Source organism: Caulobacter sp. DWR3-1-2 (genome assembly GCF_049896225.1).
Taxonomy (GTDB): Bacteria; Pseudomonadota; Alphaproteobacteria; order Caulobacterales; family Caulobacteraceae; genus Caulobacter.
Map to the genome: position 1 here is coordinate 282,596 of NZ_JAFCTW010000003.1, position 14,176 is coordinate 296,771.

The 14,176-nt window shown below is 66.5% G+C and carries 13 protein-coding genes; 4 read left to right on the forward strand and 9 right to left on the reverse strand.

Going from position 1 to position 14,176, the window contains the following annotated elements; genetic code table 11:
* Window positions 1-10 precede the first annotated feature (10 nt).
* Window positions 11-1,318, reverse strand: coding sequence for an adenosylmethionine--8-amino-7-oxononanoate transaminase (locus ACP696_RS05915; protein ID WP_426012085.1), 1,308 nt, complete (start codon window positions 1,316-1,318; stop codon window positions 11-13).
* Window positions 1,319-1,389: 71 nt separating this feature from the next.
* On the opposite strand from ACP696_RS05915, the gene bioF reads away from it, so the two are divergent.
* From bioF to ACP696_RS05935, 4 genes are all read left to right on the forward strand, one after another.
* Window positions 1,390-2,541, forward strand: coding sequence for an 8-amino-7-oxononanoate synthase (gene bioF, locus ACP696_RS05920; protein WP_426012087.1), 1,152 nt, complete (start codon window positions 1,390-1,392; stop codon window positions 2,539-2,541).
* Window positions 2,541-3,215, forward strand: coding sequence for a dethiobiotin synthase (gene bioD, locus ACP696_RS05925; protein ID WP_426012089.1), 675 nt, complete (start codon window positions 2,541-2,543; stop codon window positions 3,213-3,215). The genes bioF and bioD overlap by 1 nt, the downstream gene beginning before the upstream one ends.
* Entirely contained in the window at window positions 3,212-4,105 is an 894-nt protein-coding gene (locus tag ACP696_RS05930; RefSeq protein ID WP_426043544.1) for a Gfo/Idh/MocA family protein, read from the forward strand. The genes bioD and ACP696_RS05930 overlap by 4 nt, the downstream gene beginning before the upstream one ends.
* 278 nt (window positions 4,106-4,383) lie before the next feature.
* Window positions 4,384-5,835 carry an aldehyde dehydrogenase family protein gene (locus ACP696_RS05935; RefSeq protein ID WP_426043545.1) on the forward strand — a complete coding sequence of 484 codons (1,452 nt, stop codon included), beginning with the start codon at window positions 4,384-4,386 and terminating at the stop codon, window positions 5,833-5,835.
* A 371-nt stretch (window positions 5,836-6,206) separates the two neighbouring features.
* Here ACP696_RS05935 and ssb read toward each other — a convergent pair whose 3' ends face one another.
* The 8 genes from ssb to ACP696_RS05975 form a co-directional block, all read right to left on the reverse strand.
* The gene (gene ssb, locus ACP696_RS05940; protein ID WP_426043546.1) at window positions 6,207-6,716 is read right to left on the reverse strand and encodes a single-stranded DNA-binding protein; all 510 of its coding nucleotides are present in this window, start codon (window positions 6,714-6,716) and stop codon (window positions 6,207-6,209) included.
* 151 nt (window positions 6,717-6,867) lie between these two features.
* Window positions 6,868-7,257, reverse strand: coding sequence for a hypothetical protein (locus ACP696_RS05945; RefSeq protein WP_426012097.1), 390 nt, complete (start codon window positions 7,255-7,257; stop codon window positions 6,868-6,870).
* Window positions 7,258-7,272: 15 nt separating this feature from the next.
* A complete protein-coding gene (locus tag ACP696_RS05950; RefSeq protein WP_426030598.1) occupies window positions 7,273-7,944 on the reverse strand; it encodes a hypothetical protein in 672 nt (223 codons plus the stop codon).
* A 110-nt stretch (window positions 7,945-8,054) separates the two neighbouring features.
* Entirely contained in the window at window positions 8,055-10,901 is a 2,847-nt protein-coding gene (locus tag ACP696_RS05955) for a hypothetical protein (protein WP_426043547.1), read from the reverse strand.
* 80 nt (window positions 10,902-10,981) lie between these two features.
* Window positions 10,982-11,536, reverse strand: coding sequence for a UDP-4-amino-4,6-dideoxy-N-acetyl-beta-L-altrosamine N-acetyltransferase (gene pseH / locus ACP696_RS05960; protein WP_426012103.1), 555 nt, complete (start codon window positions 11,534-11,536; stop codon window positions 10,982-10,984).
* 69 nt (window positions 11,537-11,605) lie between these two features.
* Window positions 11,606-12,436, reverse strand: a complete 831-nt coding sequence (locus ACP696_RS05965; RefSeq protein WP_426012105.1) for a flagellin — start codon at window positions 12,434-12,436, stop codon at window positions 11,606-11,608.
* 173 nt (window positions 12,437-12,609) lie between these two features.
* The gene (locus ACP696_RS05970) at window positions 12,610-12,816 is read right to left on the reverse strand and encodes a hypothetical protein (protein WP_426012107.1); all 207 of its coding nucleotides are present in this window, start codon (window positions 12,814-12,816) and stop codon (window positions 12,610-12,612) included.
* A 239-nt stretch (window positions 12,817-13,055) separates the two neighbouring features.
* Complete coding sequence (locus ACP696_RS05975; protein WP_426012109.1) at window positions 13,056-13,877, reverse strand: flagellin; 822 nt, start codon at window positions 13,875-13,877, stop codon at window positions 13,056-13,058.
* Window positions 13,878-14,176 lie beyond the last annotated feature (299 nt).

Consider the following 14,176-nt stretch of genomic DNA (forward strand, 5'->3'; position numbering starts at 1 on the left):
GCCGCTTGGATCAGACCCCGCCGCTTCCTTCAACCCCGCCGGCGCCCACGACCTTGCGGATTGCTGCGGTGAGGAGCGCCAGGTCGGCATCGGGCGTTGTGAAGGCCGGGGTCAGATAGATGACCTTTCCCATCGGCCGGATCCAGGCGCCCTCGGCGGCGAAGGCCTCGCACAGGGCGCCGACCGCCACCGGCTGGTCGAACTCCACCACGCCGATCGCGCCCAGCACCCGAACGTCGACCACGCCCGGCGCGGTGCGGCAGGGCTCCAGTCCCTCGGCCAGGGCCGCAGAGACCCGCGCGACGTCGGCCCGCCAGGCGCCGTCCTCGAACAGGTCGAGCGAGGCGTTGGCGGCGGCGCAGGCCAGGGCGTTGCCCATATAGGTCGGCCCGTGCATCAGGGCGGCGCCGGGGTCGTCGGACCAGAAGGCCTTGAACACCTTGGTCGAAGCGATAGCCACCGACAGCGGCAGGGTCCCGCCGGTCAAGGCCTTGGACAGGGTGACGATGTCCGGCTCGATCCCCGCTGCCTGCATGGCGAAGAGCTCTCCCGTGCGGCCAAAGCCAGTGAAGATCTCGTCGAAGATCAGCAGCACGCCATGCTTGTCGGCCAGGCGGCGCAGGCGGCGCAGCACTTCGGGGTCGTGGAACAGCATGCCGCCCGCGCCCTGGACCAGCGGCTCAGTCAGGATCGCGGCGATCTCCCCGCTCCGCTGGGCCAGCAGGGCGTCGAGGACGGCTTCGGAGGCGGCGTCCACCGGCAAATCGGCGATCACCTGGCTGGGCATGACGCCAGCGAACAGGCTGTGCATGCCCTCCTCGGGATCGCAGACTGTCATGGTCGCCAGGGTATCGCCATGATAGCCGCCCCGGAACGACAGGAACCGCGTGCGGCCACCGACGCCGCGATTGATATGGAACTGCAGCGCCATCTTCATGGCGATCTCGACCGCCACCGAGCCGGACTCCGCGAAGAAGGCGTGGTTCAGATCGCCAGGGAGCAGATCGGCCAACCGCCTGGCCAAGCGATAGGCCGGCTCATGCGCCAGGCCGCCGAACATTATGTGCGGCATGCGCTCCAGTTGGTCGCGGACGGCGGCGGCGATGTGCGGGTGGTTGTAGCCGTGGCAGGCCGTCCACCACGAGGCCAGGCCATCGACCAGCTCGCGCCCATCGTCGAGGATCAACCGCGAGCCCCGCGTCGCCACCACCGGCAGCGGCCGCGGCGCGGTCTTCATCTGACAATAGGGCCGCCAGACATGGGGCGCGCCATTCTCAAGCCAAGATGGGACCAGCCAGGCTGGGCTTTCGAGGGTCATGGCGCGATCCTGTTGCTTAGGCGGGGCGCACTGCCTATGCCGTCCGGCGTCGCGTCGCAAATGGAACCCTGATGCACAGCCTCGACACCTATGCCGGCGACAAGCTGGACCGCTTGGAAGCCGCCAGCCTGCTGCGCCGCCCGAGGCCTACCCAGCGCCTGACCGGGGCCTATGTAGAACGCGACGGTCGTCGGCTGCTGTCGTTTTCCTGCAATGATTATCTGGGCTTGGCGCACCATCCTCAAGTCAAGGCCGCCGCTCGAGCCGCGATCGAGACCCATGGCGCGGGGGCTGGCGCTTCGCGCCTGGTGACCGGCGACCATCCGCTACTGTCCCAGCTCGAAACGCGATTGGCCCGACTCAAGGGAACCGAGGCCTGCGTGGTGTTCGGCTCCGGCTATCTTGCCAATGCCGGGCTGATCCCCACCTTCGCCGGCCCGGGCGACCTCATATTAATCGACGAACTGGCCCACGCCTGTCTCTGGGCCGGGGCCCAGTTGTCGGGCGCGCGGATCATCCCCTTCGCCCACAACGACACCGACCACCTGGCCGCCCTGCTGGCGCAGCACCGGGCCAGCGCCCGACACGCCATCGTCGCCACTGACGGGGTGTTCTCGATGGACGGCGACCTCGCCCCGCTCGACTGGCTGTCGGCGGTTTGCGAGGCCAATGACGCCTGGCTTCTGTCGGACGACGCCCATGGCGTGGGCGTGTTGGCCGAGGGTCGCGGCTCGGCCGCCCTGTTCCCCGACGCCCAGATCCCGTTCCAGATGGGCACGCTTTCAAAGGCCCTGGGCTCTTACGGCGGCTATGTCTGTGGGTCCCAGGCCGTGGTCGACCTGATCAAGACTCGCGCTCGCACCCTGATCTACACCACTGGCCTGCCGCCCGCCGCCGCCGCCGCCGCCCTGGCGGCGCTGGACATCATCGAGGCCGAGCCGGCCCTGACCGCCCTGCCCCTAGCCAAGGCCCGCGCCTTCACCGCCGCCGTGGGCCTGCCCCTGGCCGCCAGCCCCATCGTGCCGGTGATCCTTGGCGAGGCCGAGGCCGCGCTGGACGCCTCACAGGCGCTGGAGGCCGAGGGTTTCCTGGTGGTGGCCATTCGCCCGCCCACCGTGCCAGACGGGCAGGCCCGCCTGCGCATCGCCTTCAGCGCCGACCACCCCGACGCCGAGATCGCGCGCCTGGCCGACCTGGTGCGCCACTATGTGAAGGCGCGCTGATGCCCGCCTTGTTCGTCACTGGAACCGGCACCGACATCGGCAAGACCTATGTGAGTTGCGCGCTGATCCGCGCCCTGAAGGCCCGAGGCGCGGGCGTCGACGCGTTCAAGCCCGTGGTCAGCGGCTTCGATCCCAGGGACGCGGCCGGCAGCGACCCGGCCCGGTTGGCGGCGGCGTTGGGCGCGCCCGGTGAGGTGTTCCGCATAGCCCCACGCCGCTACCTTGCCCCGCTGTCGCCCAACATCGCCGCCCGGTTGGAGGGCCAGACCCTGATCCTGGACGACATGGTCATCGACGCGCTGAACCGCGCCGCCGAGGTCCGCGACGGCCTGTTGCTGGTGGAAGGCGCCGGAGGGGTAATGTCGCCCTTGACCGACCACGAGACCAATCTCGACATGATCAGCGCGCTCGGCGCGCCGGTGCTGCTGGTCGCCGGCTCCTATCTTGGCACGATCAGCCACGTCTTGACCGCCCTGGTCGCCCTGGGCGGCGCCGGAGCGCGCGTGGCCGCCGTGGTGATGAGCGAAAGCCCGGACGCGCCGGACCTGAGCCAGACGGCTCGGGCCCTGACGCCGTTCCTGGGCGCCACGCCCTTGTTCCTCGCGCCGCGCGCGGAATCCTGGGACGCTGGCGCCCTCGCCGACCACCTGCTCACGGACGCCTACCAGCCATGACCCTGCGCATCGCCATGATCGGCCTGGGCGACATCGCCAAGAAGGCCTACCTGCCCGTGCTGGGGCCTCGCGCCGACGTCGCCCTGACCTTTGTCACGCGAGACGCCGCGACCCTGGCGGAGTTGGGTGCGGCCTGGCGCGTGGATCGCTTGCATACAGACCTCGACGCTGCCCTTGCCGACGGCCTGGACGCGGCCTTCGTCCACGCCGCCACCGCCGCCCATCCAGGCATCGTCCGCCGCCTTCTGGAGGTCGGCGTGCCCACGATGATCGACAAGCCCCTGGCCGACAATGCGGCCGATAGCGAGGCGCTGGTCGACTTGGCCGAGACGCGCGGCGTGTCGCTGATGGTCGGTTTCAACCGCCGCCATGCGCCCGCCTATCGCGACGCCGCCGCTCTCGACCTGCCGCTGGTGGTGATGCAGAAGAACCGCGCCGGCCCACTGGACGAAGTGCGCCGGGCGGTGTTCGACGACTATATTCACGTCGTCGACACCCTGCGGTTCCTTGCCCCCGGCGCCGACCAGGCCTCGGTGCGCGGCCAGGTCAACGACGGCCGGCTCAAACACGTGATGTTGTCGCTATCAGGCGGCGGCCGCGACGCGATCGGGATCATGAACCGGGCCAGCGGGGCCAGCGAGGAGACGCTCGAAGTCTCTGGTAGCGGTTTGAAGCGCCGGATCATCGACATTGACCAGGTCGTCGAACTGGGCGCGGCCGAGGCCCTGAATCGACGCGGAAACTGGACCTCGGTCGGCCGCCAGCGCGGGTTCGAGGACCTGTGCGACACCTTCCTCGGCGCGGTGCGCGACGGCCGACGGTTGTCGGCGCTGGACGCGCTGGAGACCCACCGGCTGTGCGAGACGGTGGTCGACGCGCTGACCGCCTAGGTCGCCGGCCTGAACGATGCCGGGTGACCAGGAGCCCAACCAGCAGGACAGGATCGAGGGTCTTGACCGGTGGCGCGGCCCGGCTTCTTCGACAACGCCACCCTGACCATCAAGCCGTGCACCTACAATCTTGACCGTGATCGCGACCCGGAGCAGGACAATGCAGTCTGGACGCTGGGCGGGGCGGTTGGGTTAAAATCCGCCGAATGTACGATGTCGTCCGGGTCGCGGCGACGGTCTGCAGCGTTGACCTAAGCACCAACCCATCGGAGCGACCCATGCCATCCCTAAAATCGACCTATCCCCTGTACCTGGCGAACGAGGCCAAGACTCCGAATCAGGATCTGGAGGTCACCGATAAATATTCGGGCCAGGTGGCGACCCGGGTCGCGCTGGCCGACGCGGCGACCATCGACAAGGCGATTGCAGCGGCGGTCGAGGCGACCCGGCCCATGGCCGAGATGGCCGCCTATGAACGTCAGGCGGTGCTGGCCCATTGCGTATCTCGCTTCCAGGAACGATTCGACGAACTGGCCTATGCCCTGTGCATCGAAGCGGGCAAGCCGATCAATGATTCCCGGGGCGAGGTGACCCGGCTCATCGACACCTTCCGCATCGCCGCCGAAGAGTCGGTGCGGATGACCGGCGAGGTCCAGCCGCTGGACATCTCGCCGCGCGCCAAGGGCTATCAGGGCATGTGGAAGCGCGTGCCGATCGGGCCGTGCTCGTTCATCTCGCCGTTCAATTTTCCGCTCAATCTGGCGGCGCACAAGATCGCGCCCGCCCTGGCGGTGGGATGTCCGTTCGTGATGAAGCCGGCCTCGCGCACGCCCCTGGGCGCGCTGATCATTGGCGAGGTGCTGGCCGAGACCGACCTGCCCAAGGGCGCGTTCTCGATCCTGCCCGCCACCCGCGACGGGGCCGACCTGTTCACCACCGACGAGCGCCTGAAGTTGCTGTCCTTCACCGGCTCGCCCGAGGTGGGCTGGGCGCTCAAGGCCAAGGCCGGCAAGAAGAAGGTGGTGCTGGAACTGGGCGGCAACGCGGCGGTGATCGTCGACCGCGACACCGACCTGCGGGACGCCGCCGACCGGATCATCTTCGGCGCCTTCTACCAGTCAGGCCAGTCCTGCATCGGCGTGCAGCGCATCCTGATCCACGACGACATCTACGACGCCCTGCGCGACCTCCTCGTCGAGAAGACCCGCGTGCTCGTCGCTGGCGATCCGCAGGACCCGAAGGTCTTCATCGGCCCGATGATCGACGAGAAGGAAGCGCGCCGCCTCGAAGGCTGGATCAATGAAGCCCGCGACGCGGGGGCCACTCTTCTCTGCGGCGGCGGTCGTGAAGGCGCGATGCTGCAGGCGACCCTGCTGGAGGGAGTCCGGCCCGGCTTGAAGGTCCGGGACGAGGAGGCGTTCGGCCCTGTCGCGGTGCTGTCCCGCTTCAGCGATTTCGAAGACGCGCTGCGCGAGGTCAATGACAGCCGTTATGGCCTCCAGGCAGGCGTGTTCAGCCGAGACATCCACAAGGTGATGCGCGCCTGGGACGTGCTGGAAGTCGGCGGGATCCTGGTCGGCGACGTACCCAGCTACCGGGTCGACAACATGCCGTACGGCGGGGTGAAGGACTCGGGGCTGGGCCGCGAAGGAGTCAAGTTCGCCATGGAGGACATGACTGAAATCCGCAATCTGGTGATCCGGCGAAGGCCCGTGAACCCCGCCGGATGACGCGGGCGCCTTGAAGCCTCCAGCCGCGAGATCGGGGTTTTGACCGATGGTCACCCAGGACAGAGCCGGACATCCTCTCGCGTCGCCCGGCGGGCGACGACAGCTGCCACACCTGGTCTCGGCTAGCGACGTTCATCGCCGGCCGAGCCAGCGCAAGCTCGCCTAGGCCCGGGGCCGAGAACGACCGGAGTCGCTCGCACCCCCTTTGTGGCACGAACACGCAAATGGTCGTTGAGCCCTTTCATTTACACTCGACCGTGGTGGGTTTTACCCACGCCAAGTCGACTGATTACAAGTGGGCAGATGCAATAAAAAAGTGGCCGATTCCAATGGGAAGCGGCCACTTATTACAACGTGACTCTAGAGGAAAATTAGAAGGGAATTTCGTCGTCCAAGTCGGCCGAGAAGCTCTCGCGCTGGCCGCTGGGCTGGCTGCGCGGCGCGCCGCCGCTCGAACCACCGCCGCCGCCGCCGCCGTAGCCGCTGTCATAGCCCGGGTCACCGCCACCCGAGGCGCCGGCGCCGTCGGCCTTGCCACCGAGCATGGTCAGTTCGCCGCGGAACTTCTGCAACACGATCTCGGTGGAATATTTCTCGACGCCCGAAGCGTCGGCCCACTTACGCGTCTGGATCGCGCCCTCGATATAGATCGTCGAGCCCTTGCGCAGATAGCTCTCGGCGACCTTCACGAGATTATCGTTGAAGATCACCACGCGGTGCCATTCGGTCTTCTCCTTGCGCTCGCCCGAGGTGCGGTCGCGCCAGCTTTCCGAGGTGGCCAAACGCAGGTTAGCGACGCGGTCGCCTGAACTGAGCGTGCGGATTTCGGGGTCGGCCCCGAGATTTCCCACCAGGATGACCTTGTTGACGCTGCCTGCCATGGACGCAGTTCCCGTTTTTCGCCCGGCGACCCTATGCGCCGAAATCTGGGGAGAACGTTAACGAGTTCCTGAAAGCAAAATCAAGCTTTGTTCTGCAAACGTTCCTGTGGAGCGAGGCGGGTTATCCACCGCCTCGCCGCGTCAGCCCGCATTATTGGACTTCGCGAATGGCGCCCGGCACGGCCAAACGGCCATCGCCCGTGCGGACCAGCGACATGAACCGCGAGCCCTCATAGGTGTCGCCCAGATAGATGCCTTCCTTCTGGACGAAGATGAACTTGCCCTGATAGGCGCCCGTCAGCTCGCGGTTCTGGCTGCCCAGGCGCAGGAAGCGCAGGCGCATGCCCTCGAGGTCGGCGGCGCACTGCTCCATGCTGGGAACGTTGCTGGCCACCGGATTGTACTTCAGCGTGCCGTCCTTCTGCTCGGCGACGTGGAAACAGACCCCGGCCTCGAACGGCGCGGAGGTGCGCTTGTCGCAACCGGACAGCAGCGTGGCGGCGGCGAGCAGGGAGACAGCGGCGACGGGAAGCAAGCGCATGGTCTTTAAATCTCTCTACGCGGACGGGATGGAGCAGCCTGGCCCCTGTTCGATGATCGGATGGAAGCTGCGGTTGTCGGACGACGACTCTACGTGGCCCGGCACCAGGCGAAGTGTCTCGTCGCCCCAACGGCCATAGGTGGCGCCGCCGGGCCTTTCGCACTTGCCGCTGTAGAGCTGCTGGGCGCAGGCGTTGAGCGTGATCTCGCCCGGCTGCTTGCGCCATTCGCTGCCTTGATAGCGCCAGCAGACCGCCAGCGGCGCGCCGGACGCGGCGGCGGGGATCGGGATGACGGGGGTCGCCGACGGAGCCGGTAGGGTCGGGGCCTCGGCGGGCGGCGGCAGTGGGGTCAGGACCATGCCGGCCTGGTCGGCGGCCGCCAGGGCGCCGGTCTCGTCGACGCCGACGTCGAGAGCGCCGGTGGCCACGCCGTTCTTCTTGGCGCATTCGGCCAGGGTGGTCTCGCCGACGAACTGACCGCCGACAAAGCAACGCAGCGGGCGGGTCGCGTCCAGTCTGGTCTCATCGGCGCGACCGGTCTCGACGACCAGGCCACTGCGGGCGGCGGGGGGATCGTCGGTCGAGGACTTGCTGCCATGCATCACGCCAAAGGCGATGGCGAGGCCCAGCACCAGAGCCACGGCGGCGCCGCCGAACAACACGCGTCGGTCTTTGAGAACTTCCATGATCCCTGGCTACGACGCGAGGATGACGCTTTCAAGTCCGGCGGGGCACCAAGGCGAATGGAAGCGGCCCGGAACCGGTCAAGAGCCAGTTCGGATCCGGTGAATTCGCGCTAGCCGCCGCCGGTCAGGCGGTTCAAGGCGGCCTGATAGTTGGCGACCTGGGCGGTCAGATAGGCCGGGACCTTACCGGTCGTCGCGCCCGATGAGGCGGTCGCGTCGGCGCGCTTCACCCCGTTGGCGGTGTCAGCCATTTCGCGATAGGCGGTGCGCACGGCCGACAGGGCCTTGGTCATAGCCGCGGACGCGGCTTTGCGACCGTTGTCGTCGCTGAGGTCCAGGGTGGTGTCCAGCGACAGGCCGTAGATCGGGCCCTTGCCGTCGGCCGAGATGGTTTGGCCGTGGTCGGACTTGGTGTTGCGCACGATGCCCGGCTTAAGGCCCAGCGCCTCCAGCACGTCCGTGCCGCCCTTGCCGGGCAGGACTTCGACCGTCGAAGTGGTCTGAGACGGGCTGATCCGCAGGCTACGGCTGTTGCCGGAACTGACGGACTCGACCTTGGCGGCGAAGCCCGAGGCCTTGCGGATCTTGTCGGCCAGGGTGTCGAGGGTGTCGTTGGCGTCGATCTTGATCGTCGTCAGCGCGCCGCGCGCCCGGGTGCGAATCTGGAAGGTGTCGCCTGCCCGCGCCGAGGTCGATGAGACGATCTTGTCCGACTGGGTGAAGTCCATCACGCCGCGCGGCAGGCCGAAGGCGTCCAGGCTGCTGGCGCCGGACGCGTCGACCGCGATCGAGGTGGGGGTGGCGTAGCCGTCCTTGCCGGTCAGGCGCTGCTGCCAGGAGACCGTTCCCGCCGCCACGTCCAACTGGGCGACATAGCCGTCCTTGTCGCCGACCGTCGCCTGGCCGCCGAGGTCCTTGCCGGCCGCGCCGACCAGCCAGACCTGGCCGTTCGACACGGCCATGCCGGTGACGGTGTCGTCGCCCGTGCCGCCATAGTAGGCCAGGGCGTCCTGGGCGGTGCTGGTCAGGTCCAGCGAAACGCGCGCGGCGAAGCCGTCCGAGCCGCCGGACGCGGCAGCGGTCTTGTTGTTGATCGTCAGGGCGGCGTTGGTGGTCGAGCCGCCGATATAGAGCTGGCCGTTGTCGATCGCCAAGCCGGCGATATTGCCGCCCTGCAGCGTGCCCAGGTCGCGGGTCGCGCCGGCGGTGAAAGTGGCGGCCTTGGTGTAGGTGACCGGCGCGGTGACCCAGACTTCCTTGTCATTCAGCGCCGTGCGGTCTTCCGTGACGATGCTGGTGGAGACGTCGAAGCTGCGAAGCATGGCCTCGCTGCCTTCGTTGCTGGCGACAATCACCTGCGTGCCGTTGACGACGATACCCGAGACCGTGTCGTTGTTTTCACCGCCAAAATGGGTGGTGAACAGAGCCTTGGGCGCGCCGGTGATGTCGGCGGCGAATCCGGTCAGATAGCTGTCATAGCCGCCTTGCGTGGCGCCATTGGCCGAACCCGGCAGGTCGGACTTGGCTCGGCCGCCGACATAGACCACGCCGTCCTGGCCGAAGGCCACGGCGGTGGCCTCGTCCTCCAGCATGCCGCCACGACGGACCGTCCATGTCTCATCGCCCTTGGCGTTATAGAGCGTGACGAAGCTGTCGGTCAGCGTACCGGCGCTGTCGGAATTGATCGGGCCATCGGCGGCGCCCGACAGCTTGCCGGTGACCGAGCCGGCGATCGCCACCTGGCCGGTGTCGGAGATCGCCATGTTGTAGCCGGTGGCGGTGCTGGTGGCGCCCAGGGTGCGCGCATAGAGCAACTTGCCGACGGAATCGTATTTCAGCAGCGCGACGTCCTGATCGCCCTTGATCGTCTGGCTGCTGGTCGCGCCATCGACATCGGCCAGCACATAGAGCGAGCCGTCGGGCCCAGTCATGGTCTTGTGGACGGTGGAGACGGTGCCTTCCAGCGTGTCGGAGAAGATCTTGGTCCCCACTTGGCCGGCCGTGCCGGGGCCGTACTTGGTCAGGGTATTTTCGATGACCGCGTCGTCGGTCTTGGTGTCCTTGTCCGGATCCGGATTGCCAGCCGCCGTGGTGATGTAGACGGCAGGCTTTGGCGCGGGCGCGGCGAAGGTCAGGGCCTCGGTCGAATCGCCGCGGATGCGCAGGGCGAAGTCGTCGCCGGTGGGCGGCAACTTGACGCTCTGGCCGTTGACGGTTGTCGTCCGCTCGGCCCCCACCGTCCGCTCGACCGCGAAGGTGGTTTCAAATCCAGCGGCGTCGAGCTTGCTGTTGAAAAAGGTCACCACGTTGGACATCGTGCGGGGCGTCGCGCCCATCTCCGACAAATCCATGGTCAGGCTCGTGGTGACGCCGAACTTCTTGACGTCCATCGTGAAGCTGACATTGCCCTTGAAAGTGGGCACCTCGTCATCGACCTGGCCGCTGTAGAGGGTGTTGGTGACGTAGGCGTAATTGTTCTTCGGAACGCCGACGCTGGACTTGTCACTGGTCATCACCGCGCCTGTCGTCAGGCGCATGGCGTCGGTGCTGAGGTTCTGGATGTAGCTGTTGACGTCGCTCAAGCCCTTGGCGAACACCGTCTGCAGCCGCTTGATCTCGCTGTCGGTGACATTCTTCTCGCCCGACCGGTTGGCGATCGCCGACAGGGTGTTGAGCGCCTGGTAGGTGGCGAAGAGTTTCTTGTAGTCGCCGGTGATCGTCGGGGCGGCGGCCAGGGCCGCGCCTTCGTCGACGAACTTACGGCCGTTCAGCGCGGCCTTGACCAATCCGCTGGGCTCGCCCGCCTTCCCGGTCCAGGGCGCGCTGGGCACCGGCTTCTTGCCAGAGGTATTGGAGGCGGAAGACGTGGAGACGCCGGTCGCGGACGTCCCCGAGGCCTGACCAGCGGACTTCGCCTGGTAATATCCGAGCAGCAGACTGGAATCGAAACTGATCACAGCGGGTTCCAACGGGCGCAATACGCCCCTTGGTTCCATTGTGGGGGATCAGGACTTACGTTTCGTTAAGAGGTATGAATTCAGGCCGCGATCAGGTGGGCGTCGGCGAGTGAGCGACGCACAGCGCCGCCCAGTTCGCGCCATTCCTCAGCCAGTATGCCCAGCAGCACCACGTCGCGCGGCTCGCCGTTCTTCAGCACGTGGCCGCGCAGGTAGCCTTCGCGGCGAAAGCCGGAAGCGGCCTGCGCCTTCAGGGCCGCGTCGTTGTCGGCCATGACCTCGGCAAACACCTTGTGCAGACCCAGCTCGCCGAAGGCGCGGTCCAGGCCCAACACCTGGGCGGCGCGGCCCACGCCCCTGCCCCGAGCCTCGGCCGAACCGAGAAACCAGTTCCAGCCGGCCCGGCGATGATGGCTCAGCAGGCCCGTCAGGGTGAGGAGGCCAGAGGGCGCGCCGGCCCGTTCGATCATCCAGCCCCGCATGTCGGGATCGGTGCGGAGATCCTGGAACCATGCGGCGTGCGCCTCGCGGCTGGGAAAGGCCGCGTCGGACATCCAGCGGTCGACCTCGGGCTCGCCCCGCCACTGGAACAGGACGGCCTCATCGCCGTCCGTCAGATCGCGAAGCTCGATCATGCCCTGCCGATTCCCCCTACTGAGCCGTCGGCAACTCTACCTTTGTCCGGAGCGTCGGCCTAGCCGCCGTTACTTGAACAGCGACAGGATAATCTGCGGAGCCTGGTTGGCGATCGAAAGCGCCTGCGCGCCAAGCTGTTGCTTGACCTGAAGCGCCTGCAATCGCGCGCTTTCCTTGGCCATGTCGGCATCGACGAGGTTGCCCACGCCGCTTTCCAGCACGTCGTTCAGCTTGGAGATGAAAGTATTGTGGGCGTCGATCTGCTTGGCTTGCGAGCCAATCGAGCCGACGGCCTGGTTCACAGCGCTCAGCGAGGCGTCCAGCTTGGTCAGCACCGAGGCGGCCAAGGTCGTGGTGGTGATGTTGTCGGTCGCCGCCAGTGTATTGATCGTCCCACCCAGCGACAGGTTCTGCAGGTTCAGCGTGATCGATGCCACAGCGTCGGCGTCGGCCAGGAAAGTGATATTGGCCGGTTCGCTGCCGTTGAGGATGTTGGCGCCGTCGAAAGCGGCGCTGTTGACCACCTGGGTCAGGTTCTTCAGTAGCCCCTGGAAGTCGGCGTTCAGGGCCTTGCGCGACGAGGTCGACAGCGAGGTGTCCTTGGCCGCGACCACCTTTTCACGCATTTGCGTCAGCAAGTCGGAGACCGATTCGCCGGCGGCCAGGGCCACGTCGGTGATCGACGTGGCGCGGTCCAGGCTCATCTTCACAGCCGACAGCGCCGAACGGTCGGCCCGCTGGTCCTGAGCGATCGACCAGACGGCGGCGTTGTCCTTGGCGCTGGAAATCGCGAGCCCGGTGTTGATCCGGCTCTGGACGCCCGACATCTCGTCATTGGTCTTGTTGAGGTTTTGCAGAGCGATCAGCGCGGGCTGATTGGTGTTCACGCTAAGCGTCATCACGGTCTCCGAACGGCGGTTCTTGCCAATGGGGCTCGGAACGCGATTCGGCGGCCGAGCAGGTCGGCCGTCAGATTGAAGCTCAGGGAGTAAGAATATGGTTAACGCGCGTAAACCATGTTTCGCCTGCGACGCCAGGCCGCGGCGATCATGACAGAGGGCGGCGTGACCCTTCAGGTCAGGCCGTCGAAAACCTCGCCCGGGCCGTAGTGCTCGGCCTGCTTGAAGCGCAGGACGTCTTCGCGCGGGAACTGCTGCAGGATGTCGCCAGTCCGCCGATCCACTGTCTTGTAGATGTAGGTGCCGGTCTTGGCGTCCTGCTCGATCACCAGGCGAAGATCTCCCGGTCGGGGACCATCGGCCACGGCCAGCTTTTCCACGGCCGCAGCTTCCTTTGGCGCGGACTTGAGAACGCCGCTCGCGGGCAAACCCGGGACGGTCGGAACGATAGTCGAGGGGGGCGTGGACGACTCCGATAGAATGGGCGTCAACGCGACTTTGTTTTCCATGACTCCTATCGCGGCCGGGTTAGGGCGGCTCCTCTGGTGATCCCTCCCCTAGCGCGGAAGCGCGAGAGAAAGGCGGAGGCGAGCCCGAAGACCCGCCTCCATCTTCGTTCCTATCGGAACAGGCTCAGGATCGACGAGGACGACTGGTTGGCGATCGACAGCGCCTGCACGCCCAGTTGCTGCTTGGTTTGCAGCGACTGCAGCTTGGCGCTTTCCTTGGCCAGGTCGGCGTCCACCAGGTTGCCGACGCCGGCGTCCAGGCTGTCTTGCAGCTTGCCGACAAAGGTCAGGTGAGTGTCGAGACCGGTGGAGCTGGTGCCCAAGGAGGCCAGCTTGTTGGCCGCGGTGCCCAGGGCATTGGTGACCGTAGCGATCATGGTCTTGGCGGCCGCGGCGGTGGTGAAGGTCGACGTCGCGCTCATGCCCAGACCGGCCAGCGAAATGGTCTTGGCGCTGACGGTGAAGCCCGAACCGTCCGAGTTGGCCAGGAAGGTCAGCTTGGTGGTCGAACCATCGGCGATGCTCACGCCGTTGAACTTGGCGTTGGTGACGGCCTTGGTGATCTGGTCGCGCAGCGAGGTGAAGTCGGCGGCCAGGGCGTTGAATGAGGCGGTGTTCAGCGAGGTGTCGGACGCGGCGAGGGCCTTTTCCTTCATCTTACCCAACAGGTCGGTGACGGTGTCGCCGGCGGCCAGGGCCACGTCGATCGTCGATTGACCGCGTTGCAGCGAGTCCTTGACGGCGTTCAATGAGGAGGCGGACGAGGATTGGACCTTGGCGGTCGCCCAGATCGCGCCGTTGTCCTTGGCGCTACCGACCTTCTTGCCGGTATTGATGCGTTGTTGCGTAACCTGCAGTTCCGAGTTCGTGGTGTTCAGGTTTTGCAGGGCGATCATCGCGCCCGAGTTCGTGTTGATGCTATTGAGGCCCATGGTCGTCGTCCTATTCAAGGCATCCGACGTCATTTTGACTGCCGGGAGCGTTTTGCTCATGGGAACAGAAAGCAATTGCCGGGCCAAACCTGCCGGGTAGGCAGATCCACGCAAGCTCATGAAATCCCTGCGTTATAAGTCTATTTACCATGGTCTTGCCTGGGCAACATCTGCCTACAAGAAGTCCGAGTGGGTAAATCTTGCCGGGCAAATGAGGCCTGGGCCGGAGAAACTAGACGACCGTTGATCCCTCAAAAAGAAATGCCGGGCGGCCCGAAGGCCGCCCGGCTTTGATCGCT

Excerpts from the sequence above, each read along its gene's own strand:
- ACP696_RS05945 (WP_426012097.1), bottom strand. The coding sequence starts at position 7,257 with ATGCGCTTGCTTCCCGTCGCCGCTGTCTCCCTGCTCGCCGCCGCCACG.
- bioD (WP_426012089.1), top strand. The coding sequence starts at position 2,541 with ATGCCCGCCTTGTTCGTCACTGGAACCGGCACCGACATCGGCAAGACC.
- bioF (WP_426012087.1), top strand. The coding sequence starts at position 1,390 with ATGCACAGCCTCGACACCTATGCCGGCGACAAGCTGGACCGCTTGGAA.
- ACP696_RS05935 (WP_426043545.1), top strand. The coding sequence starts at position 4,384 with ATGCCATCCCTAAAATCGACCTATCCCCTGTACCTGGCGAACGAGGCC.
- ACP696_RS05975 (WP_426012109.1), bottom strand. The coding sequence starts at position 13,877 with ATGGGCCTCAATAGCATCAACACGAACTCGGGCGCGATGATCGCCCTG.
- pseH (WP_426012103.1), bottom strand. The coding sequence starts at position 11,536 with ATGATCGAGCTTCGCGATCTGACGGACGGCGATGAGGCCGTCCTGTTC.
- ACP696_RS05965 (WP_426012105.1), bottom strand. The coding sequence starts at position 12,436 with ATGACGCTTAGCGTGAACACCAATCAGCCCGCGCTGATCGCTCTGCAA.
- ssb (WP_426043546.1), bottom strand. The coding sequence starts at position 6,716 with ATGGCAGGCAGCGTCAACAAGGTCATCCTGGTGGGAAATCTCGGGGCC.
- ACP696_RS05930 (WP_426043544.1), top strand. The coding sequence starts at position 3,212 with ATGACCCTGCGCATCGCCATGATCGGCCTGGGCGACATCGCCAAGAAG.
- ACP696_RS05915 (WP_426012085.1), bottom strand. The coding sequence starts at position 1,318 with ATGACCCTCGAAAGCCCAGCCTGGCTGGTCCCATCTTGGCTTGAGAAT.
- ACP696_RS05950 (WP_426030598.1), bottom strand. The coding sequence starts at position 7,944 with ATGGAAGTTCTCAAAGACCGACGCGTGTTGTTCGGCGGCGCCGCCGTG.